A 23,225-nucleotide genomic window follows, 5' to 3' on the forward strand; every position below is an offset into this window, starting at 1 on the left:
GTCACGCGCCAGGATGGCCAGACGTCGACAATTGGCCTGACGTCGACAAGGATCGCGCGATCGCGTCGAGGATCTCGCGGAGCATCGAGAAGGGCTTCGAAATTGCAAGGGCCGCGCGGGGTATTCTCACTTCCCGCGCGATTCCGCTTCGGCCATCTGCTTGCGCAAGGAGAGTGGACGCATATCGGTCCAGACCTCATTGATATGAGCGAGGCACTCGGCTTTCGGACCCGTCTTGCCCACAGTGCGCCACCCGTTCGGTATCTCTTTATAATCAGGCCAGATCGAATATTGCTCTTCGTCGTTGACGACGACGACGTACACGGCATTTTCATCCTCTTCCCACGCCATGATCAAACCTCCCTCTAATGATAAGATATCTGGCCGTTCCGGATCGACGACATGGCGATCCGCGAAGCGCCGCGACGTGATGAACGCAGCGCCAAAGGCTCGCGCCTACATGGTCAGTGACGCGCGAGGGCCCCGAAACATGCCAGGCGATGCTCGGCGTGCCGAAAAAACAGAGGATGTCCTCGCGCCATCGGAAAGATCCGACACGGAGTCGAAAGAGCGGGCGAACGCCCGGGATGCGCTCCAGCCTGCCGATAGGTCCGCGACGGCCCCGGTCGAACAGGATGACCGAGGGGCCATTCGCCCATTTGCGACGAGAGCCGCTCGTCGCCGCAGCAGCTTCGGGATTCGTGAGCCTTCGCTGTTGCGTTCGCGTCACACGGCGTCGAACGCCCACGAGCGAAGATCAGGCGTTCGCTGCGGATCGACGAAATTTATTCAAGAAGAGATAGACCACAGGCGTCGTGTAGAGGGTCAACACCTGACTGACGATCAGCCCGCCAATGACGGACACGCCGAGCGGCTGCCGCAGCTCCGCCCCGTAGCCGCCGCCGAACGCCAAGGGAAGCGCGCCGAAGAGAGCGGCCAAGGTCGTCATCATGATCGGTCGAAATCTCGACAGGCATGCTCGCCGCACGGCGTCCTCCGCGGAAAGGCCGGACGTCCGCTCCAGGTGGAGCGACACATCGACGATCATGATCGCATTTTTCATGACGATTCCGATCAGAAGAATCATGCCCATCAGCGCGATCAATGTGAGCTCGACCTTCAGCGCGTGCAGCGCGATCAGAACGCCGACGCCGGCCGACGGAATCGTCGACAGAATGGTCAATGGATGAATGTAGCTCTCGTAGAGTATCCCCAATACGATATATATGGTCGCGATCGCCGCGAGAACGAGGATCGCTTCCTTCATGGCGATCTTTTCGAACATCGCCGCGGCTCCCGAAAATCCGGTATGGATCGAAGCCGGCACATGGATCTCGCGCGCCTTCCTCTCTATCGCCGCCGTCGCCTCGCCCAATGACACCTTCGGCGGAAGTCCGAAGGAAATCGTCGCCGCAATGAAGTGATCCTTGTGCGTGACCGCGAGCGGCGCGACACTCTTCGACACGCGCGTGAATGCGGACAATGGGATCATCGGCGCGGCGATAGAGCTGACCGCCGGAGCAGTCGATGTCGAGCCCCGGCCTTTCCCGGCGAAGGAATTGATAGCGACGTTGCGGGCGATGTCATTCACGATTCGCGCGCCCGCGGTCTGATCGCCGACAGCCGAAATGGTCGTGAGCGGAGCATTGGTGGAACTGACGCCGCTCATCGGGCCGCCGGAGAGGCCGACGAAAGCGTCGTCGAGCGCGATCGGCCGCCGCGCATATTCGGGAGCCGCGCCGAGCTGGACATGCCGCTGGTTCCGCTCGCCATAGACGGTCGACACTTGGCGGCCGCCATATGCGTCATAGAGGGCGTTGTCCAGGAGAGTTGCGGAGAACCCGAGACGATAGGCGGTGTCACGATCGATATCGATATCCAGAACCGCGCCGCCTTCTTGCTGATCCGAGATCGGATTGAACACCTCCGGCGCGTCGAGGAGAGCAGTCGTCAATCGCCGGCTCCACAAGCGCAGCTCCTCGATATCGTCTCCTTGCAGAGTATATTGATATTGACCGCCGTCGGATTTTCCGGTTGCGACGAGATCATGCTGCGGCGTCAGAGTGAGCGATACGCCGGTCGCCAGATTCAATGCGTTGGTGAGCCGAAAATTGACTTCGTCGATCGATTCGGCTCGCGCCTCGTGCTCCTTGAGATCCACATAGATTTGGGCGACATTGGCGGCCTGCCCCGCTTCTATGGCTCCGACGACGGTGTCGACTGCGGGATCGGCCTTCAACAGCGCGCAGATTTCCGCGAGCTTCGCCGATAGCGACTCGAACGACGCATTGCGGTCGGCGTGCAGAAAGCCGAACAGGCGCCCGACATCCTGCTGCGGAAAGAGGCCTTTCGGCACGAGTATCATCAAGAGGACGTTGAGAGCGATCGTCGCGCCCAAGACGCTCAGCGTCAGGCGTCGCCTGAGAAGCACGGCGTCGAGGGTTCGCCCATATCGAGAAACGATGCGGCCGAACGCCTCGTCGATTCGGCGTCCGAAGCGGGCGGACCTTCGCAATCGATGCTCTTTGAAGATCGCGGCGCACAGCATGGGAACCGTCGTCAGGGAAACGAGCAGCGACAGAAGAATGCAGACCGAGAGAGTGACGACGAACTCCGCTAGAAATTTGAATAGGATTCCCCCGATGAGCAGAAAAGGCATGAAGATCGCGACCAGCGCAATGCTCATGACGACGACGGTGAAGAGCACTTCCTCGACGCCCTCGATCACGGCGCGTCGCTTCGGCGCGCCATTTTCGATGTGACGCAGGATGTTCTCGATGACGATGATCGCATCGTCGACGACCAATCCGCTCGCGACCGTCAAGGCCATGAGCGACAGAATATTGACGCTATAGCCGAGCACATGCATCGCTCCGAAGGAGCCGACGAGCGACACCGGAACGGCGACCGCCGGGACAAAGGTCGTTCGAGCGCTGCCCAGAAAAATGAAGATCGCCAGCATCACGAGAGCGGCCGATAAAAGCGTCGCATGGGTGAGCGCTCGGAGCGAGGAGCGAATCGATAGCGATCGATCCGACACGATAGCAATATCGACTCCCTCGGGAAGAAACCGCTTCAATTCGTCGAGTCGCTGCTTGATCCGGTCGACGGTTTCGATGACATTGGATCCGGCGGCGCGAGATATTTTGATGACGATCGATCTTTGATCGTTGGTGATGGCCAGATTGCGGGGATTTTCCATTCCTTCCGTCACCCGCGCGACGTCCGACAGCCGAACCGGAAGGCCATTGCGATAGGCGATGATCAGATCACGATAGTCTTCCGCCGTTCGCGCCTCGTCATTGGCGTATATTTGAAAGCTGCGCAGTCCCGACTCGACCATTCCTTTCGGGCTGTTCGCGTTGGCGGCGACGATCGCCGCTCGCACTTCCTCCAGGGCGATCGCATATTTCGACAGCAACGCCACATCGGCTTCGACGCGCACGGCGACAGGCGAGCCGCCGAGGACGAACACCCTCCCCACTCCGCGAACGGAGGCGAGCTTCTCCTGCAGCTCTCCGGTCGCGATTTCATAGAGGCGTTCCAGGCCCAATGTGGAGGAGGTCAGCGACACGTGCAGAAGTGGCGCGTCCGCCAAATTCACTTTGCCATAAGTGGGATTCATCGGGAGATTGGCGGGCAGATCGCCGCGCGCTGCGTTGATCGCCGCCTGCACGTCCCGCGCCGCTCCGTCGACGCTGCGTTCGAGTCCGAACAGCAGGTGAATGAGCGTCGTGCCCGACGAGCTTTGCGATCCCATTTCGAAGACGTCGGCGATGGCGCTCAAGCGTCGCTCGAGAGGGGCGGCGACGGTGGCGGCCATCGTTTCCGAATTTGCGCCGGGCAGAGCCGCAGTGACGAAGATCGCGGGAAGGTCGATTTCCGGCAGCGAGGCGGACGGCAGTCGCGTCAATGCGGCGAGCCCGGAGAAAACGATCGCGAGAGTCAGCAGGGTCGTGGCGACGCGCCGCTCGATGAAAACTTTCGGGAAGCTCATTTCGCCGTCTCGAGCGAGAACGGGCTCTCATCGCCGAACGAGGTCGTCTGTCGGCGCGTGGCGAAGCGCTCGAAAGCGAGATAGACGACCGGCGTGGTGAACAGGGTCAGGATTTGGCTGACGATCAGCCCTCCTATGATGGTCGCGCCGAGCGGCTGGCGCAATTCCGCGCCGACGCCGGCTCCGAACAACAGCGGCAGCGCCGCGAACAGCGCCACGAAAGTCGTCATCAAGATCGGCCGTAGGCGTAACAGGCATGCGCGATGAATCGCGGCTGCCGGCGCGAGGCCGTCTCTGCGCTGCGCAGACAGCGCGAAATCGATCATCATTATGGCGTTTTTCTTGACGATCCCAATGAGCAGAACCAGGCCGATGACGCCGATGACGTCCAATTCTTCGCCGGAGAGCAGCATGGCGAGCAGCGCGCCCACTCCGGCCGCCGGAAGCGTCGAAATGATCGTCACGGGATGAATGAAGCTCTCATAGAGAATGCCGAGCACGACATAGATGCAGACCAGCGCGCCGAGGATCAGCTCGAGCTCGCTTCCGAGCGATGTTTCGAATGCGAGGGCGGCGCCCTGAAGATGCGTGCGGACGCCGGCCGGCAAGGCGATGTCGCCCTCGATTCGACGCGCTTCCTTCACCGCCTCCCCCAGCGACACGCCGGGCGAGAGGTCGAACGAGATTTCGGCCGCGGGAAAGGACCCGAACCGCTGGATTTGCAGCGGGGCCGGCTTCACCTCGAGTCGGGCGATCGCGGAGAGAGGCGCCTGCCCATTGGCGGATGTCGCGGAGGGCAGATAGAGTCTTTCCAATTCGTCGAGTGTCGGCGAGGCCGAGGAGAGAATGACGCGACGTTGATCGGATTGCCCGAAAATCGTCGAGATGATTCTTTGTCCAAAGGCGTCGTAGAGCGCGCTGTCGACCGTCGCGATCGAAATGCCGAAGCGCGCCGCCGTGTCACGATCGATGTTTAGGGAGGCGGCGAGCCCCTCGGCTTCGAAGACGCTGCCGACGTCCTGGAATTGCGGCCTGTCGCGCAGCCGTTGCAGCAATTCCGGAATCGCTCCGGCGAGCGCCTTGGAATCGGCGGAAGCCAGGACCAGCCGATAGGCCGATGGCGCGATGCGGGCGTCGATCGCGAGATCTTGCACTGGACGCAGATAGAGCTTGATCCCCGGCGCCGTTTCCGCGAGACGTCCGAGCCGACGCTTCACCTCCGAGATGTCGGAGCGACGCTGTCCATGCGGCTTCAGATCGATGATGAAGCGTCCGCTGTTTCTGGACATATTGGTTCCGTCGACGCCGACGAAGGACGACAGGCCGGCGACGTCTTCGTCGGCGAGAAGCGCTCGCGCGAGAGCTTGCTGGCGCTCTTTCATCGCAGCGAATGATATTTCGCCCGGCGCAATGGTGACCCCATAGAGGACGCCGGTGTCCTGCAGCGGGAGGAATCCTTTCGGAACGACGGCATAGAGCGCCAAAGTGAGCGTCAATGTCGCGCAGGTCGCGGCGAGCACGACGCCCTTGTGGCGTAGCGTCCGGGCCAAAAGGCGACTGTACCAACGAATGGCGGCGGCGGAGACGGCCGTCGCGAAGCCGGCGCCGGCGGTTCGCTTCGGCTCCGGCGCGCGCAGCAGTCTCGCGCAGAGCATCGGCGTCAGCGTCAGCGACACCACGGCGGAGACGAGAATGGTCCCCGCCAGAGTGAGGGCGAACTCGCGGAACAGACGGCCGATGAGATCGCCCATGAACAGGAGCGGGATGAGGACGGCGAGCAGTGAAACCGTCAGCGAGACGATGGTGAAGCCGATCTGTCGCGAGCCGACCAGCGCTGCGTGAAGCGGCGATTTTCCGTCTTCGACATGACGTGAGATATTTTCGATCATCACGATCGAATCGTCGACGACGAAGCCGGTCGCTATGGTGAGGGCGAGAAGGGTCAGATTATTGACGCTCAGCCCGAGAAAATACATGAAGGCGAGCGCGCCGACGAGAGAGAGCGGCGCCGAGAGCGCGGGAATGAAGGTGGCGCGCGCATCGTTCAGGAAGAGGAAGATCGCCACCACCACCAGCGCCAGCGCAAACAGAAGATCGAGCGCGACGTCATGGATGGAGGCGCGGATCGTCGTCGTGCGGTCGGTCAGGACCTTCAGCTCGACTCCCCGCGGCAACGACGCCTCGAGCGCCGGCAGCGCCGCTTTGATCGAATCGACGACCGCTATGACATTGGCGCCGGGCTGCCGGCGAATGTCCAGGATGATCGCCGGCGTCAGATCGGACCAGGCCGCTAGATAGTCGTCCTCGGCGCCTTCGACGACCTCGGCCACATCCGAGAGGCGAACGGCGGCGCCGTTGCGATAGGCGATGATGATGGAGCGGTAGCCGTCGAGGCTCTTCAGCTGGTCATTGGCGTTGATCGTGAAAGCGAGCTTCTCTCCGTCGAAGCCCCCTTTCGGCATGTTGGCGTTCGCATTGGCGATCGTCGTGCGCAGATCATCGAGGCTGAGCCCATAAGCGGAAGCGGCGCTCGCATCGACGCGGATGCGCACGGCAGGGCGCTGCCCGCCCGCGACGCCGACCAATCCCACTCCTGCGAATTGCGAGAGTTTTTGCGCGAGGCGCGAATCGACGATTTCGCGGAGCTGGCGGAGCGACAGAGTGTCGGAGGTGGCGGCGATCGTGAGGATCGGGGCGTCCGCCGGATTGATCTTGGCGTAGGTCGGCGGCGACGGCAGGTCGTTCGGCAGCAGACTCTGGGCGACATTGATCGCGGCCTGGACCTCCTGCTCGGCGACGTCGAGCGGCACGGCGAGAGAGAATTGCAGCGCGATGACCGATGCGCCGGTGGAGCTCGTCGAGTTCATCTGATCGAGGCCCGCCATTTGGCCGAGCTGGCGCTCGAGCGGCGCCGTGACGGCGCTGGCCATGACTTCCGGACTGGCCCCGGGATAGAAGGTCTTCACCTCTATGGTCGGATAGTCCACAGCCGGCAGCGCGGCGATCGGCAAAAAGGCCAGGCCGACCAGGCCCGCCAGCAGGAAGGCGATCATCGTCAACGTCGTCGCGACGGGGCGATGGATGAAGAGCGCGGAAGGATTCACTTTGCTTCCGCTCTCACTTTCACGCCGTCGCGAAGCCGGTCGGCGCCGGCGACGACAGCGAGATCTCCGGCCGTCAGCCCCGACGTGACCGATACATTGTCGCCATCGGCGGGGCCGAGCTCGAGTCGGGTCGCCTTCGCGGTGCTCTCGCTCGACACCACAAAGGCGAAGGGCCCTTTCGGCCCATATTGGACGGCCGCCGCCGGAACCACGACGGCGTCGCGGATCGTGCTCACGAGCAGGCGAACCTTCACGAACTGATTGGGGAAGAGCGACAGGTCGCGATTGTCGAAAGTGGCTTTGAATTTGACCGTCCCCGTGGTCGGGTCCACCTGATTGTCGATCGCCGACAGATCGCCCTCGGCGAGCAGCCTCGTCCCCGATCGATCGAAAGCCGACGCGGACAAGCGTCGTCCTTCGGTCAACTGCGGCGTCACTTTCGGCAGATGATCTTCGGCGATCGGAAACACCACCGTGATCGGTTGCAATTGAGTCAGCACCACGAGGCCGTTCGAATCCGACGGCTGAACGTAATTTCCGAGGTCGACGAGCCTCAGCCCGATGCGTCCGGAGATCGGCGCCCTTATGGAGCAATATTCGAGATTGAGCCGCGCATTCTGGACCTGCGCCTCGTCGACCTTGACCGCGCCGAGATATTGGTGAACCAGCGAGTCTTGGGTGTCGCGCTGCTGCTTGGAGATGAAGTTCTCCTTGCCGAGGCGACTGTAGCGCTCGAGATCGAGCTGCGCGTTTTTCAGCAGAGCCTGATCGCGCATCAACTGCCCCTCGGCCTGCTCCAGAGCATAACGGTAGGGCCGCGGATCGATCTCGATCAGCAGGTCCCCCTCCTTCACCGACTGGCCTTCGTCGAAAGCGACTTTCACGACACGGCCCGACACCTGCGTCTTGACCGAGACGGTGGTGATCGGTGTGACGGTCCCGAGGCCGAACAGCCGAATCGGAAGATCGGCCTTGTCCGCTCGCGCGACCACGACCGGCACAGGCGGAGGCGGCGCAGGCGGCGCCTCGACAGAAGCCATGGTCAGCCTCGCGACGACCCCGGCGAGCAAGAGAAAGCCGACCAAAGCCAGCGCTGCGGCGCGACGTCCGCCGCGGGGCATTCGCAGCCGCGAGGGCGACAGGCTCTCGCGGACATGCCCCTCCACCACGCTTTTCGTTTCGAATTCAGGATCGAAGCTGACGGTCACTCGGACGGACCTCGCAAGCTGACATCCGCGGCTTCGGGCCTCCGAATCGAGCTGGAGGGACGCCGCTCCCGTCACGCATGCGACGATCGGCGACGGCGCGACATAAAAGAGGCTATCACCGCTCGATTACCTCTGAATTTCCTCACTCGGAGGCGAAGCCTTTCATCCTTCGCCTCCTGATGAACCGAGCGAAACTTTCACGTTCGACCGTGGTCGAGCCCTGTCCCAGCGAGTTGAAGCACCCGATGAACTATATCTCGATCATCTTCGCCGGTCGTGATTTGGCCATCAATGAGCAGCAGCCCGAGACCATGCACGAGCGCCCAGAGAAATAGTCCGGCAATCGGCAGTTCCGCATCAGACAAGCGATTCTCCAGGTTGGATTTCATGATCTCGTAAGAGCGCTTCCGAAGTTCGCGCACAGCGTGACTGTACTGCGAAACTGCCGGAAAGCCCTCGCCAAACATCAATCGGTAGAGCGCCGGATTCGCGCGCACGAACGCAACGTAGGCTTCGCCGTATGGAGCCAAGGCGCCTGTCTCGTCGCGCGGTCCGGCCGTCAGGCATTCGGCCATTTCCCTTGCGCCGTGCTCCGCCAATCCGAGCGCGATCGCGTCGCGACTCGGAAAGTGATGGTAGGCGGAAGGCGCGGAGACGCCGACCCTTCGAGATATTTCCCGCAGGCCCAAGAAGGATGGACCGCGTTCTTCGAGAACGTCTCGCGCTGCTTTGAGAAGCGCGTTGCGCAGATCGCCATGGTGGTAGCTCTTGCGGGATTTGTTTGGCCGAGTCGGCATGACGACGCTCCTGGATCGCTTAATCTTTACAGCGTTAGGATTGTGCCCTATAGGACGCTTGCTCTCAATCCCGCATAAGCGACTTCAAGGAAGAATTTGCATGCAGAATGGACAGCCCAGCCGTACCGCGCTGGGCGCGGCAATTCAACGAGCCGCGCATCAGACTTTGGATAGCGCCAATATCTTCGAGGATGCTTTTGCCCGCGTTCTACTTGGTCGGGAGGCCGACGCCCTTATCGAGGCCGCTTCGGCTGATCCAGCGCAACGGCAAATGAGAACATTCATGGCAGCTCGTAGCCGTTTTGCTGAAGACTGTCTGAATGCTGCTGTTTCGCGTGGCGTCCGACAGCTCGCAATTCTGGGTGCGGGGCTCGATACATTTTCGCTGCGCAATCCGCATGCGACACAAGGGCTGCGCGTGTTCGAAGTCGATCATCCGGCGACGCAAGCTTGGAAACGCGGACGCATCGCCGAGGCGGGTCTTACGCCGCCTGCGTCACTGACATTCGCGCCAGTCGACTTCGAGCGTCAGAGCCTTGCCGAAGCGCTCGGTGCCGCTGGATTTCAGCCGACCCAGCCTGCATTCTTCCACTGGCTCGGGGTCGTGCCATATCTGCCGCGTGACGCCATCTCGGCGATACTTCGATTTGTGGCGAGCGTGCCGAGGACGGAGGTCGTGTTCGATTACTCCGAGCCTCTAGAAAATTATCCCCCGGAGCGTCGCGGACACGTGGCTGCCGTAGCTGCACGCGCGGCTGCGCTCGGAGAACCTTGGCTGAGCTATTTCGACCCGTCGGAGTTGTCGCGGGACTTGCATGAGCGAGGCTTTCAGCAACAGGAGGACCTTGGTCTCGCAGACATCGCTGTTCGCTACCTTGGCGCTCCGAAGCGTGACGCGACAGGCGAGGCCGGTCCGCATGTCATTCACGCGCGACGAATCGACTGATCGTCCGACACGTTGCTGACTTTGTTAACGCTGGTCGCGACTTCAAGGGCGCAACGGCAGGTTTTGGAGCGCCCGGTTTGTATCGAACTGGCGCACCCGGCACGATTCGAACGTGCGGCCTCCACCTTCGGAGGGTGGCGCTCTATCCAGCTGAGCTACGGGTGCAGTCAGGCGACTGCTCTTCCACTACCTCGAGCGCGCGTCATTCGCAATCGCCACGTCGGCGCAGAGTCGGCGCAGGCTGTCAGAGCCGCTTCACCACCAGGACCGCGTTGATGCCGCCGAAGGCGAAGGAATTCGACATCGCCGCGCGGATTTGCGTGCGGCGCGCCTCGTGCGGCACGGCGTCGATCGGGCATTTGGGGTCCGGCGCCTTGAAATTGATCGTGGGCGGCGCCGTCTGATCGCGCATGGCGCAAATCGTCGAGACGAGCTCCAGAGCGCCGCTCGCGCCGAGCGCATGGCCGTGGATGGGCTTCGTCGAGGAGACGGGCAGGCCGCGGCCGCGCTCGCCGAACACGCGCAGGATCGCCTCCGATTCGGTGATGTCGTTGGCGTAGGTGCCCGTGCCATGGGCGTTGAGATAATCGATGCCGCCGGGCTCGAGCCCGGCGTCGGCCAGCGCCTGCGCCATGGCGGCGGAGGGGCCCTCGACATTGGGCCGCAGCGCGTCGAAGGCGTCGCTGGTCGTCCCATAGCCCGCCAGCTCGCACAGCGGCGCATGGCCCCGCGCCTCGGCCGCCGCGAGCGTCTCCAGCACGAACACGGCCGCGCCCTCGCCGAGCGTCATGCCGTTGCGGCCGATCGAGAAAGGCCGGCAGAGGTCCGGCGTCAGCACGCGCAGCACTTCCCAGGAGCGCATCGAGCCGTTGATCACGGCGGCCTCGGCGCCGCCGACAATGGCGCGATCCGCCGCGCCGGAGCGTATCAGCTGCAGGCCGACGCCGATCGCCTGCGTCGCCGAGGAGCAGGCGCTGGCGATGGTGAAGGTCGGGCCGTTGCAGGAAAAGCGCATGCCGAGCATGGTCGGCGCGGCGGAGGGGATCAGCCGCGGCACGCACAGCGGATCGGCGCGTTCGTTCAGCGCATAGGCCTTGTACGCCTCGTCGTCGATCGTCTTGGAGCCGCCGATGCCGCTGCCGATGACGACCGCCGTACGCGGCCCGGCGATGTCCTTGCGCGCGAAGCCGGCCTGCGCCATGGCTTCGTCGGCCGCAGTCACCGCATATTGGGTGAACGGGTCGCAGAAGGGCAGGATCTCCGGCTCGAGATGAGCGGCGGGGTCGAAGTCCGGAACCTGGGCGGCGATCTTGATGCGGCCGCCATAGGGGCGCTCGAGCCGCAGCGGGCGAACCTGGCTGCGCCCCTCGCGCGCGGCGGCCCATAAAGTCTCTGCGCCGAGCCCGGCGGCGGAAACCGCGCCCATTCCAGAAATCACCACGCGCCGTTCGTTCGTCACCGCCATTGCTGCGCTCTCGTTCGCCCGAGCCTTGGGCCGACCGGCCGGCCGAGCCGACGTCACACCGTTTTGACCGCCTCTCGCGCCTCATGCAAGCTCACGGCCGCTTTTTTCCCGGAGAGGAGCGTGGCCAACGGCCGCACGAGCCGAAAAATCAGGATGCAAGTCCGTGGCCTACCCGACAAGCCGCGAGCGGCGGCGCGCCTCGGGCGCCGCTCGCCCGGGCGCTCGCCGCGGATGACGGCGCGGCGCGGCCGTGCTAAGCGCCCGCAATGCTCGAAGGACTTCCGCCCAATAACGCCAGCCACGGCCTGCGCCTCGTCGCCGACGAGACGTGCGCCCGCGTCGTCGCCGACCTCGTCGTCGAGACCTTCGATCCGGCCGAGACCGCCGCCGCCGCCTTCGAGGAGCCGGGCGGCGGCGCCTGGGCGGTCGAGGTCTTTTTCGCCGCCGCGCCCGACGAAGCGGCCGTGCGCGCACTGATCGCATCTGCAGCGGGCGCCGAGTCGGCCGCCGCGGCGCAATTCTTCGAGATTTCGCAACAGGACTGGGTCGGCGCCTCGCTCGCCGGGCTGAAGCCGGTGCGCGCCGGGCGCTTTCTCGTGCATGGCGCGCACGACCGCGCCGCCGTCGCCGCCAATGATATCGGCCTCGAGATCGAGGCGGCGCTCGCCTTCGGCACCGGCCATCACGGCACCACGCTCGGCTGCCTGCGCGCCCTCGTCGACATCTGCGAGCGCCGCCGTCCGCGCCGCGTCCTCGATGTCGGAACCGGCACCGGCGTGCTGGCCATCGCCGCCGCGCGCCTGCTGCGCGCGCCCATCGCCTGCGGCGACGCCGATCCGGTCGCCGTCGCCGTGGCGCGCGAGAACGCCCGCGCCAATGGCGTCGGCGCGCTGGCGCGTCCGGTCGTCGCCCTCGGCGTGCGCCACCAGAGCCTCTCGCCCGCGCGCTATGATCTGATCCTCGCCAATATTCTGGCGAAGCCCTTGCGCCTGCTCGCCCCTTCGCTCGCCGCCGTCGCGGCTCGCGAGGCGGAGCTGGTCCTCTCCGGCCTTCTCGCGCGCGACGTCGCCGGCGTTCTCGCCGCCTATCGAGCGCAGGGTTTTTCGCTCGCGCGGCGGCGCGACATCGACGGCTGGGCGACGCTCGTCCTGCGCCGCGGCGGCGAAGCGGCTCGCCCGGCGCGAGCGTAACAGCGAATTAACCACCCCTCGCCATAGTGCCCCTACGCAGCGGAAGCTTCGCGCCTCATCGCGGAGCCGACGCACCGGCGTCAGCGCTTTTTCAGGGCCGACATGGACGAGATCATCGAAACGGTCGTCATCGGCGCCGGGCCCGCCGGGCTCACGGCCGCCTATACTCTGGCCAAGCACGGCCGCGACGTTCTCGTCCTCGAGCAGGACGAGACCTATGTCGGCGGCATCAGCCGCACGGCGAGCTACAAGGGCTTCCTGTTCGACATCGGCGGCCATCGCTTCTTTTCCAAATCGAAGGAGATCGTCGATCTCTGGAACGAGCTGCTGCCGGATGATTTCCTCGATCGGCCGCGCCTCTCGCGCATCTATTATCGCGACAAATTCTACGCCTATCCGCTGAAGGCGTTCGAGGCGCTGAAGAATCTCGGCCTTCTCGAGAGCGCGCTCTGCGTCGCTTCCTACGCCTATGCGAAAGCCTTTCCGGTGAAGGAGGCGCGCTCCTTCCATCAATGGGTGCGCAATCAGTTCGGCGAGCGCCTGTTCGGCATTTTCTTCAAGACCTACACCGAGAAGGTGTGGGGCATGAGCTGCGATGAGATCTCCGCCGATTGGGCCGCCCAGCGCATCAAGGGATTGAGCCTCGGCGCCGCCGTCCTCGACGGGCTGAAGCGCTCGTTCCGCCGCGGCAGGCGCGTCGCCTCCAGCGGAACGGCGAAGACGCTGATCGAATCCTTCCGCTATCCGCGCCGCGGGCCGGGCATGATGTGGGAGGCGGCCGCGCGCAAGATGCAGGCGCTCGGCGGGCGCTTGGCGATGGGCCGCAAGGTCGAAGAGCTCGCCTATGACGAGCGCGCGCGCCTCTGGACGGTCTCGGTCGTCTGCGCCGACGGGAGCAAGGAGAGTTTTCGCGCGCGGCGCATTCTCTCCTCGGCGCCGCTGCGCGAGGTGATGAACGCGCTGGAGCCGAGGCCCCTCTCGCTGTTCAATGCGCGCGCGCTCTCCTATCGCGACTTCCTGACGGTCGTGCTGATCGGCCGGCCGCAGAAGGAGCTGCCGGACAATTGGGTCTATATCCATGATCCGTCGGTGAAGGTCGGCCGCGTGCAGAATTTCAAATCCTGGTCGCCGGAGATGATCGCCGACGGCGTCTCCACCTGTCTCGGCCTCGAATATTTCTGCTTCGAGGGCGACGGACTATGGAACGCGCCCGACGTCGATCTCGTCGCGCTCGCCAAGGCGGAGATCGACAAGATCGGCCTCATGAACGCCGACGATGTCTATGACGCCTGTGTCGTGCGCCAGCCCAAGGCCTATCCGGTCTATGATGAAGCCTATGCGGAGAATGTGAAGGCGATCCGCCTCGAGATCGCCACGCGCTTCCCGACGCTGCATCCGATCGGCCGCAACGGCATGCACAAATACAATAATCAGGATCATGCGATGATGACCGGCATGCTGACCGCGCTCAACATCGTCGCCGGCCGTACGATCTATGACGTCTGGGGCGTGAACGAGGACGCCGAATATGCCGAGCAGGGCGTCGCCGGAGCCGAGGCGGCGCTCGCCAGCGAGCGGCTCACGCCGAAGCGGGTCGCCTGAGTGCGCCCGCGCTTCGCGCTCGCCGCCGTTCCGCGCGTGATCGGCGATCTCGTCAAATACGGCCTCGCCAGCGTCGCGGCGCTGGCGCTGGATTATTCGCTGCTGCTGCTCTGCCATGAGGCGCTCGGGATTTCCTATCCGATCGCCGCGGCGATCGGCTTCTCCTGCGGACTCGCGCTGGTCTATCTCTCGAGCATCTGGTTCGTGTTCGAGGATCGGCGCAGCATTCGCCCCGGCCTCGAATTCACCGCCTTCGTGGCGATCGGCCTCGCCGGCCTCCTGCTCACGGAAGCGCTGATGCATGTTCTCGTCGAGCGCCTCGGTCTTTCGCCCGCGCTCGCCAAGGTTCCGACCGCCGGCTTCGTGTTCCTGTTCAATTTTGTCGCGCGTCGCGGCCTGTTGTTCTCGGGTCCAGCGCCCCGCGCCCGGGCGTCTGCGTGAGCGCCGCAAGTTTCGAGCACACGGCGCCGCGCGCGCGAAAGGCGCGCGCTTTCCCACTTTGGCCGGCGATCGCATCGGCCGTGCTCGCCGCCGCGCTGCTCGCTCTCGCGCGGGCGCGCGCGGTGTGGAGCGCGGGCGAGTTCTTCGATTCCGACGACGCCATGCGCGCCGTGCAGATGCGCGATCTCGTCGCTGGCCAGGGCTGGTTCGACATGAACGCCCATCGCGTCGATCCGCCCGCCGGCCTCGTCATGCATTGGACGCGGATCGTCGATGTTCCGCTCGCCGCGCTCGATCTCTTGTTCGGGCTGTTCCTCGCCCCCGAGGCGGCCGAGCGCGCGACGCGGCTCGTCTTTCCGCTCGCCTGCCTCGCCGCGCTGTTTGCGCTCGCGGCGTTTTTCGCGCGTGCATTGCAGAGCGAGCCTGACGGCTCGCGGCCCGGCGCCGCTCTGGACCGCGAGCCTTCAGGCGCGCTTCGAACTGTCGCCTTCGTGGCCGTCTGGCTCGTCTTCCTCTCCGCGCCGAGCCTCGGCCAGTTCGCGCCGGGGCGCATCGATCATCATGCGCCGCAGATCGTGCTGCTGATGGCGACGTTCGGCCTGTTCGTCAAAGGCCTCGATCCGGCGACGCCGCGCGCTTTGCTCGGCGCCGCCGCGACCATGGCGCTCTCCTTCGCCATCAGCCTCGAGAACCTCCCTTTTTTCGTCGCTCTGATCGCCTCGGCCGCGCTGCTGTTCGTGCAAGAAGGCGAGCGCTCGAGCGGGCGGATACTCTGCTTCGCGCTCGGGCTGTTCGTCTTCTTTCCCCTTTGCTACGCGGCGGTGATCGCGCCGTCGCGTTACGCGCTTTCGGCCTGCGACGCCCTCTCCGCCGTTCATCTCTTCGCCATGCTCGGCGGCGCGGCCGGTCTCGCGGCGCTCGCGCTGGTCTCGCCGCGCCTCGTGACGGCGAAGCGCCGCGCCTTCGGCGTCGCGCTCGCCGGCGCGGTCCCGCTGGCGTCGATTCTTCTGACGGCGCCGCAATGTCTCGGCGACCCGCTCGGCGGGCTCGATCCGCTGCTGCGCGAGCTCTGGCTCTCGCATGTGACGGAAGCGAAGCCGCTCGCCGCGGTCGCCGATGATCCGGCCGCCCTCGGCGCCACCGCGATTCCGGTCCTGCTCGGCCTCGCCGCGGCGCTCGGCTTCGCCTGGCGCGAACGCGGCGTCGCGCGCCGGCGCTGGGCGACATTGGCGGCGGCGATCGCCATCGGCTTCGCCGCTGCGCTGTGGCAAGTCCGCGTGTTCTCCTCGGTGACGCCGCTCGCCATGGTCGCGCTCGCCGGCGCCGTCGCGGCGGCGACGCGCCCTCTCGCCCATTCGGCGCTGCTGCGCGCGCTCGCGGCGAGCGTCGCCGCGCTCGCCGTCTCGCCCATGGGGCTCGCTTTGGCGCTGCATTCGAGCCATGACGCCGCGCCGCGGCCGAACGCCCGCGCCTGTCTCGAGAGCGCCGCCTTCACGCCGCTCGCCGCTCTCGCGCCGGCGCGGATCGCCGCGCCGATCGACATGGGCGCGCATCTCCTCGCCTTCACGCCTCATTCCGTCTTCGCCGCGCCCTATCACCGCGACAATCATGGCGGCCGCATCGTGCTCGACGCCTTTCTCGCGCCGCCCGAGCAGGCGGAACGGCTGCTGCGCGAGGCCGGCGCCGATCTCGTCCTGTGGTGCGGCGACGGCGAGACGGCCGCCGCGCTCCGGTCGCGCGCGGGCCTGGCGGCGGCGCTGGCGCGCGGCGAAGCGCCCGCATGGCTGATGGAAATTCCGCTGCCGGACACGCCCATCCGTGTTTTCGCCTTGCGGCCGGCGCAATAATATCGCGTCCCTCGTTCTGGCCCGCCCGCACAGGATTCCCATGCTGTCCCGCCCATTCGACCGCCGCCGGCTGCTCCTCGCCGCGTCGAGCCTCTGTCTCGGAGGCGGCGCCTTCGCCGATTCGCCTCGCGAGACGGAAGAGGATCTGCAGGTGCGCGTCGACAACAGATCGGCGCCCGAGCTCTGCGCCGAGAAGGACAATATCGAGCTCGATTTCGTTTCCCCGCGCGTGCGCGCCATGCGCGTGCAGGCCATTCATCCGTCCTATATCGGAATGATCGGCTCCGACCGCTGGGCCCCGGACTGGACGAGCTGCGATCTCTCGCATGATCCCAAATTCGCGGCCGACGCGCGTCGCCTCACCTTTTGGGAGACGCCGGAATTCTGGCTGGTCGGCTATACTTTCCCCTCCTTCTGGCGGCCGAACGACGTGCCGGTGCGCGTCGGCGACCGGATCGAGAAGGGCTTCCATCTCGTTCAGCTGTGGATGCTCTATCGCGAGCGCGCCGAGGAGATCCTCGTCTTCTATCCGCCGGACGGCTATTGGCGCGCGCGGCCCTTGCCGTTCGAGGACATGCGCTGGACGGCCTATGGCTCGTCCTTTCTCATCGGGCCCGTCGAGGTGAAGGAACGCCCGATCGTCGCCCTGAGAGAGGTTGTTTTCGATCCGCAGACGCGCAGCTTCACGCTGCGCTTCAAGCGCGGCGGCGAGGCGCGGCTGAGGCTCTCCTCGATCGATCAGGATCGCGTCGTTCTCGACGTCTCCTATAGCGAAGCTATGCCGGACAACCTGCCCTTCGCCTCGCTGCGCTCGATGTACACGACGCAGTCGATGAGCGACGCGGCGCTGGTCGCCTGGCGCGCCAAGCGCGGCAATGGCTGGCAGGAGTCGCCGGTGATCGGCTTTCCGGGCGCGCCGGCGACGGAAATCTGGGTCGGCCGGCACATGCCCTCGCGGCACAATCTCTCGGCCCCGGACATGGTGTTCGGCAAGTTCCGCGCCGCGGCGAATGGCAAGTGACGGCGCCGGCCCGGCGAGCCGCGGCCGCGCCGCCCCAGAGCCCATCGCTTCGTCGCGACGCCGCTCGCACTGACGGAACGCTCGCATGACCCGGCGCCTCATCCTGCTCGATGTCGCGCGCGGCCTCGCGGTCGCGGCGATGTTCGCCTTTCACTTCACCTGGGATCTCGGCCATTTCCGCTATATCGATCCGGCCATGCCCTATGCGCCGGCGTTCAAGCTGTTCGGCCACTCTATCGCGGCGACCTTTCTGTTCGTGGCCGGCGTCTCGCTCGCGCTTGCGCATGTCGTCTTCCGCCCGCGCGCCTATTTTCGCCGACTGGCGGCGATCACGGCGGCGGCGGCGCTGGTGACGGTCGCGACCTGGCTCGCCTTTCCTTCGGCTTTCGTTTTCTTCGGCATTCTGCACTGCATCGCCGCCGCCAGCCTGCTCGCGCTGCCGTTCCTGCTTCTGCCGGCGGCGGCGGCGCTGCTCGCCGGCGCGGCGCTCGCCGCGGCGCCGATCTTCGCGCGCGACGCCTTCTTCGACGCGCCCCTCTGGTGGTGGACGGGACTTTCGACCTTCGAGCCGCTCGCCAACGACTACCGTCCGGTCACGCCCTGGGCCGGCGTTCTCGTCCTCGGCGTCGGCGCGGCGAAGCTCGCGCGCTCCAGACTGCGCGCAGCCGACGGGGAAGCGCGGCCCGGAGCGGCGACGCGCGGCCTCGCCTTTCTCGGCCGCCACAGCCTCGCGCTCTATCTCCTGCATCAACCCTTGCTGTTCGCGGGCTTCTCGGCGCTCGCGCTCGCCCTGCCGCAAGAACATTCGGCCGGCTTCGCCGAGGCCTGCCTCGCCCGATGCGTCGCCTCCGGCGCGAGCGCGACCACCTGCCGGGCGGCCTGCGATTGCACGGCGCGCGAGATCGAGCGGCGCGACGCTCTCGCCGGGGCCGCGAGCGAGGCCGAAAGGCGCAGCCGCATCGACGCCATCGCCCGCGCCTGCGTGGCGCAGTAACGTCAGGAGGCCCGCTTCCCCGCCCTCGCCTGCGAAGAGCGGCGCCCTTGCAGTTTCGTCGAAGGCGAGCGCCTCACGGGCGCGGCGAGATATGCGACACGCGGAAGAAGGCCGAAACGAGCTTCACGAGGACGCCGACGAAGCCGGATCCGCCATAGAGAGCGCCCTTGTTGAGCTGCGCATAGACATAGGCCGGCGCCTCGGATCGATTGGTCATCTCGCAGACGAGCACGCCTTCACGCGCACGGATCGATTCCAGCAGAATTCCCGTTGCGGCGATCCACTCCCCCCAAGCCGCGCGCAGTCCCGGCCCGGCTGCGGCCGCAGCCGGGCCGGCCGCAGAGTGCGCCTCGTCCGCGTCCTCGTCGTCTGGATGGCGGCGGCTGGTCGGACGCAGCTTCGAATCGATATTGGCCGTCGCGGCGATCACATTGCCGAGCGCAAAATCGCGGCTCTCGCCCGGCTCCAGCCGTTCGCGCCACACCATTGTGCGACCGGAGAGGCAGAGCACGGCGCCGTCGCCGCGCTCGTCGAGCGCGCTCGTCGTGTAGACGTAGGGAGCCCGCGCCCAGCTCATGGTGGCCGCGTCGCAAGGAATGGAGCGGATCGCCACCTCGGCCGAGGAGCAGAGATAGGCGGGCTGCAGAAACTTCAGCGAGGGCGCCCCCTCGCGCGCCAGCTCGGCGAGATCGATCTTCTCGACGACATTGCCGTCGCCGGCCGACAGCAGAATCTGCCGCTGATGCGTGATGGTGGCGACGCGATTGAGCCGCACGTCGCCGCCGCCGCAGAAAATCTGCAGGAAGGCGCGCATTTCGCTGGCCAGAGCGGAACGTTGCGGGAGGGGATGCGGGCTCTGACGCGGGATCGTCTTGACGCCCGGCCAGCGGCACACGGAGCGATTGGGGCGGTCGAAAAAGGAGGCGTTGGGGCCGAGCGTGACAACGAGGCCCTCGCCTCCGTCGAGCAGGCGGAAATCGCTCTCGCCCTCGGAAAGACGCGGACGATCCGGGCTGAAGAAGGGGTTATTGGCGATGCTGCGAAGACCGAGATCGAGGAAATAGGTCGGCGAGAGATACATGCGGACTATTCCTTTCCCCTGCGGAGTGGGCCGAATAAGCGGAACAGCCGAGGCTTTGCGCGGGACTGGAAGCTCCGATTATGGATAGAGCCGATGACAGGACGATCAAGCTTCACGGGTGCGGGAACGAGGAAGAACCGTACGTGATTTTGCGCATGCGCTGCGAAGACGGGCGGCATTCTACGTGCGCCCCCGATCGGAAAACCAGTTGTTCGCAAAAGGGCTCGGCGGCGCAGCCGGGTCGTCGACAGGCTCACGCCTGCCGGCGACGACAAAAATAAAAATCGGACGCGGCGGTTTCGCCGCCGCGACGTTGGCCCGGCGCGCCGAGGCCCGACGCCCGCCTTCAGCCGACCTCTGCGGACAGCAGCTCCTTCTCGGCAGGCGCCGTTCCGACAATCGGTCTGAGCTCGCGCAGGACGCTGACCCAGGACGAAGCCCGGTCGGGGCTTTTCACCGGACGCAGCCCGGACGGGGGCGGCTCGAGGGAAGGCGACTGCGGGGCGATGACGGTGTCGCCGAGCTCGAGGAAGCTCATCGCCTCCGCACAGAGATTGCTCGGACGGGAGCCCATCTGCACGAGGATGTCGAAGGAGCCGCCGCTGGCGTTGAATTCGGCCTGCGCGATCGGATGAATGTTCTTCTCTATGCCCCGATGGACGAGATTGGTGAGCACGGTGAAGGACCAGTCGGGCGTCGCGCGCGCGATATGTTGCAGAAGCTTGAAGTTCTGCGAATTGCCCAGCAGCACGAGGGCCGCCTTCTTGCGCAGATTGCTCGGTCGCTCGATCTCGCCGCCGAACAGCGCGAAGGTGAGGTCGTCGCAGCAGGCGTCCGGCGCATGCTCCTTCGCGAACCAGGCGCCCTCCCGCATGTCCGACTTGTCGGCGTCGCCGAGCACATAGAATGCGCCGTCGCAATCCATGAGGCCGTCGACCGCGACGCGAAGCATCGGCGCGCCGCCGAGGTCCGGGAGCTCGAGCAGCGCGTCGATCGCCGCATAGGACAGCACGAGGCGGGGCTTCACCCGCTCGAGCACGTCGAGCCAATGCGCCTCCTTCCACTGGGGATGGGCCTGAACCAGCAGGAGATTGTCGCGAAAGAGCACGCCTTCCTTGACGTCCTGGAAGCCGACGGTGACGACCACGGGACGCAGGCCGAGGTCGGCGAGGCCCTGAGCATGACGGGCGACCAGATTGCTGAGCGATCCGGCGGTGGCGTCCTTGAATTTGAAATGAGGGACCAGAATCATCACCGGCGCGAGCGGCGCCAGCTCGACGCTGTGCCGGCCGAAGCTGAAGCGCACGTTCGAGCCGATGGCGTTCACGCGGGCCGGCAGGCTGGCCTCGACGCCGTCCCATGGACTCGACGCCGCGGGGTCGGTCGTGGGCTGAACCAGCCAAGCGGCCGGTCCGTCATGTCGCAAGGCGTTTCTCCAAGCCACCGCCTCTTCTTTGGTCAGCGAGAGCCATTGCTGCCGCCCGCGCTCGCTCTCCGGCAGCAGGCCCGACGCGAAGCTGGCGAGCCTGGCGGTGATCGTGCGAACCTGCGGCAGTGCGGCGCTCAGCGCATTCTCTGCGGCGGTCACGACCGCCAGAGCCGATTTGTAGCCCTCCGGCGACGCCAGCGCATAGCGGGAGACGATGCGCGTCAGGCTCAGAACGTCTCCCGCCGGGAGATTGGCCGCGAGCAGGCTGCGGAACGCCTTCTCCAGGACCTCCGCCGGCGTCTCTTCCACCGCCGCCTCCGCCCGGCCGCCGATCCACGCCAATTCGGCGACCGCGTTCAGCAGCCGCAGAGCCGGCTCCTCCGGATGGGCATGCCGCGCCGCCGCGGTGAGCTCGCAAGCGCCTTGAATGTCGCCGCCGGCGAGCAGGGCCGCCGCCACGGCGACCACGGGGGTCGAAAGACCGCCGAAAATCGCCAGGCGCTCCCGTCGATAGACCGGCTCCTCGCCGACGCTGCCCGGGCGCTCGAGCGCGCCGAGCTCATAATCCAGAAGGTCGAGGTCGAGCGGGCGCAGCGCTAGGTCATAGCCGTTCTCGGCCAGCCTTTGGCGCATCGCCTCGAAGGACGCCCACACCTCATCGACGGAGACCGCGGTCATGCAGGCGGAAACGGAACAGCGCCGCCAGTCCGGCTTATAGAGGCACGGGCCGCAATCGACGCGCGCGGTCACCGCGTCGCTATGCGCATAGACCGGGCCGTTCTTGATGATTCCGGTCGGGCCGAAGATCCAGAGCGTCGGGACGCCGATCGCCTCCGCAATATGGCAGAGGCCGCCGTCATGTCCGACGAAATAGGAGCATTTCCCGAGCTCGGCGATCACATCGCGCATCGGAATGCCGGTGAAGTCCTCCGAGCCGGCGACATGCTCGCCGGGCAGGCCGAAGCTCCGGACGACGAAGCCCGCTTCGCGCAGCCGCTGAACCAGCTCCGGCATAAAGGGCCATTCGCGCTTCGACCACGCCCCTTCCTTCACGCCATTGGCGATGGCGACAATGTTTCCATTGGGATGCGTGTATTCGACATTGCGAATGAAAGGGCGCGCCGCATCTGTTTCCAGCCAGCCTTCGTCCCGCGTCTCGCTCGGAAGGAACAGGAAATTGAGATCCGGCTCGGATATGAAGCGTCCTTCCTCGTTGAAGCTGGCCAGCCGGTTCGCGGCCACATGCTCCTTGATCCGGAACATGGGCGCGGTCCCGCCCGCCGTCGGCGAGGAGACGACGACGTCATAGCTGCGGCCGACGAGCCATTCATAGCCAGGATAGACGGCGTTGAGATCGGGGCATTGCGCGAACAGATGCACCGCCTCGTCGAAGCGGTTGTGGATCACGAGATCCACCGGCGCGCCGTAGCGGCTCGCGAGCCATTTCACCATCGGCGTCGCATAGATCATATTGCCGAGCCCCTCGCCGACGACAGCCGCGACTCGGGTGGTCACGGCGGCGATGGCGCGCTCGACGGAATGGCTCGTCACGCCGACGCAGAAGCGATCCTCGATCGCTTCCGCCACGCCGACCGCGACATTCACGAAGGATTGGGCGCAAGCGACGGCGCGCCGGAACGCCGCGCGCGCGGTCTCGTCCGCCGCATCGTCGGGCACATGGCTCACGTCGACGGCGCTCATGTCCCAGATGATCTTGGCTTTCAGGGCGTAGAGAGTCGAGACGTCGCTCGGCTCGTCCGTGACCACATAGACGACGTCGAGGTCTCTCGAGAGCAGCGCGGCGAATGGCAGGGCGCTCGCGACGAAGGTCGCGACCTCGGTCCGCGCCGGCAGCGAATTGAGCCGCTTGGCGATCTGCGACGCCTTGCGCAAATTGGCGGGAGCGGCCTCGCGCCCCCTGACGAATACGGCGACTCGCAAGGGGGTCACGCTTTTGCTCCTTCGGCGAGAACTTTGAATTTATCGGCGGTGAGGACGCGGCGCATGAGGCGCAGGGTTTGATCGTCGGGGACGTCGAAGCCCTGCGGGGGGCCGGGATAGACGATGGTCTGGTCGTAGCCGCGGGTCGCGAATTTGGCTTCG

Annotated in this window: 15 protein-coding genes and 1 tRNA gene; 7 read left to right on the forward strand and 9 right to left on the reverse strand. The window is 65.7% G+C overall.

Going from position 1 to position 23,225, the window contains the following annotated elements; all coding sequences use genetic code 11:
* Positions 1-126: 126 nt before the first annotated feature.
* From K3F48_RS20450 to K3F48_RS20470, 5 genes are all read right to left on the reverse strand, one after another.
* Entirely contained in the window at positions 127-351 is a 225-nt protein-coding gene (locus K3F48_RS20450) for an MbtH family protein (protein ID WP_222577294.1), read from the reverse strand.
* Between the two features lie 406 nt (positions 352-757).
* Complete coding sequence (locus K3F48_RS20455) at positions 758-3,997, reverse strand: efflux RND transporter permease subunit (protein WP_222577295.1); 3,240 nt, start codon at positions 3,995-3,997, stop codon at positions 758-760.
* Complete coding sequence (locus K3F48_RS20460; protein WP_222577296.1) at positions 3,994-7,101, reverse strand: efflux RND transporter permease subunit; 3,108 nt, start codon at positions 7,099-7,101, stop codon at positions 3,994-3,996. The genes K3F48_RS20455 and K3F48_RS20460 overlap by 4 nt, the downstream gene beginning before the upstream one ends.
* Positions 7,098-8,309, reverse strand: coding sequence for an MdtA/MuxA family multidrug efflux RND transporter periplasmic adaptor subunit (locus K3F48_RS20465; protein WP_222577297.1), 1,212 nt, complete (start codon positions 8,307-8,309; stop codon positions 7,098-7,100). The genes K3F48_RS20460 and K3F48_RS20465 overlap by 4 nt, the downstream gene beginning before the upstream one ends.
* A gap of 197 nt (positions 8,310-8,506) precedes the next feature.
* Entirely contained in the window at positions 8,507-9,106 is a 600-nt protein-coding gene (locus K3F48_RS20470; RefSeq protein ID WP_222577298.1) for a TetR/AcrR family transcriptional regulator, read from the reverse strand.
* Positions 9,107-9,206: 100 nt separating this feature from the next.
* On the opposite strand from K3F48_RS20470, the gene K3F48_RS20475 reads away from it, so the two are divergent.
* The gene (locus tag K3F48_RS20475) at positions 9,207-10,052 is read left to right on the forward strand and encodes an SAM-dependent methyltransferase (RefSeq protein WP_222577299.1); all 846 of its coding nucleotides are present in this window, start codon (positions 9,207-9,209) and stop codon (positions 10,050-10,052) included.
* An 88-nt stretch (positions 10,053-10,140) separates the two neighbouring features.
* Here K3F48_RS20475 and K3F48_RS20480 read toward each other — a convergent pair.
* Both K3F48_RS20480 and K3F48_RS20485 read right to left on the reverse strand, forming a co-directional pair.
* Positions 10,141-10,217, reverse strand: a tRNA-Arg gene (locus tag K3F48_RS20480).
* Positions 10,218-10,296: 79 nt separating this feature from the next.
* Entirely contained in the window at positions 10,297-11,517 is a 1,221-nt protein-coding gene (locus K3F48_RS20485; protein ID WP_222577300.1) for a beta-ketoacyl synthase, read from the reverse strand.
* Between the two features lie 266 nt (positions 11,518-11,783).
* On the opposite strand from K3F48_RS20485, the gene K3F48_RS20490 reads away from it, so the two are divergent.
* The 6 genes from K3F48_RS20490 (at position 11,784) to K3F48_RS20515 (ending at position 18,612) form a co-directional block, all read left to right on the forward strand.
* Positions 11,784-12,707: a 50S ribosomal protein L11 methyltransferase gene (locus tag K3F48_RS20490; RefSeq protein ID WP_222577301.1), complete on the forward strand. Its 924-nt coding sequence runs from the start codon at positions 11,784-11,786 to the stop codon at positions 12,705-12,707.
* Between the two features lie 102 nt (positions 12,708-12,809).
* Positions 12,810-14,309: an NAD(P)/FAD-dependent oxidoreductase gene (locus tag K3F48_RS20495; protein ID WP_222577302.1), complete on the forward strand. Its 1,500-nt coding sequence runs from the start codon at positions 12,810-12,812 to the stop codon at positions 14,307-14,309.
* The gene (locus tag K3F48_RS20500) at positions 14,310-14,750 is read left to right on the forward strand and encodes a GtrA family protein (RefSeq protein WP_222577303.1); all 441 of its coding nucleotides are present in this window, start codon (positions 14,310-14,312) and stop codon (positions 14,748-14,750) included.
* Positions 14,747-16,597, forward strand: a complete 1,851-nt coding sequence (locus K3F48_RS20505) for a hypothetical protein (protein ID WP_222577304.1) — start codon at positions 14,747-14,749, stop codon at positions 16,595-16,597. Before K3F48_RS20500 ends, K3F48_RS20505 begins: the two co-directional genes overlap by 4 nt.
* 40 nt (positions 16,598-16,637) lie before the next feature.
* Positions 16,638-17,618: a hypothetical protein gene (locus tag K3F48_RS20510; protein ID WP_222577305.1), complete on the forward strand. Its 981-nt coding sequence runs from the start codon at positions 16,638-16,640 to the stop codon at positions 17,616-17,618.
* An 85-nt stretch (positions 17,619-17,703) separates the two neighbouring features.
* Positions 17,704-18,612, forward strand: coding sequence for a heparan-alpha-glucosaminide N-acetyltransferase (locus tag K3F48_RS20515; RefSeq protein ID WP_222577306.1), 909 nt, complete (start codon positions 17,704-17,706; stop codon positions 18,610-18,612).
* A 73-nt stretch (positions 18,613-18,685) separates the two neighbouring features.
* Here K3F48_RS20515 and K3F48_RS20520 read toward each other — a convergent pair whose 3' ends face one another.
* Both K3F48_RS20520 and K3F48_RS20525 read right to left on the reverse strand, forming a co-directional pair.
* Positions 18,686-19,693, reverse strand: a complete 1,008-nt coding sequence (locus tag K3F48_RS20520; RefSeq protein WP_222577307.1) for a hypothetical protein — start codon at positions 19,691-19,693, stop codon at positions 18,686-18,688.
* 346 nt (positions 19,694-20,039) lie between these two features.
* Positions 20,040-23,072 (reverse strand): glycosyltransferase family 9 protein, encoded by a 3,033-nt coding sequence (locus K3F48_RS20525; protein ID WP_222577308.1) that lies wholly within the window; start codon positions 23,070-23,072, stop codon positions 20,040-20,042.
* Positions 23,073-23,225: the final 153 nt, after the last annotated feature.

The sequence above is a fragment of the Methylosinus sp. Sm6 genome, assembly GCF_019802345.1.
GTDB lineage: Bacteria > Pseudomonadota > Alphaproteobacteria > Rhizobiales > Beijerinckiaceae > Methylosinus.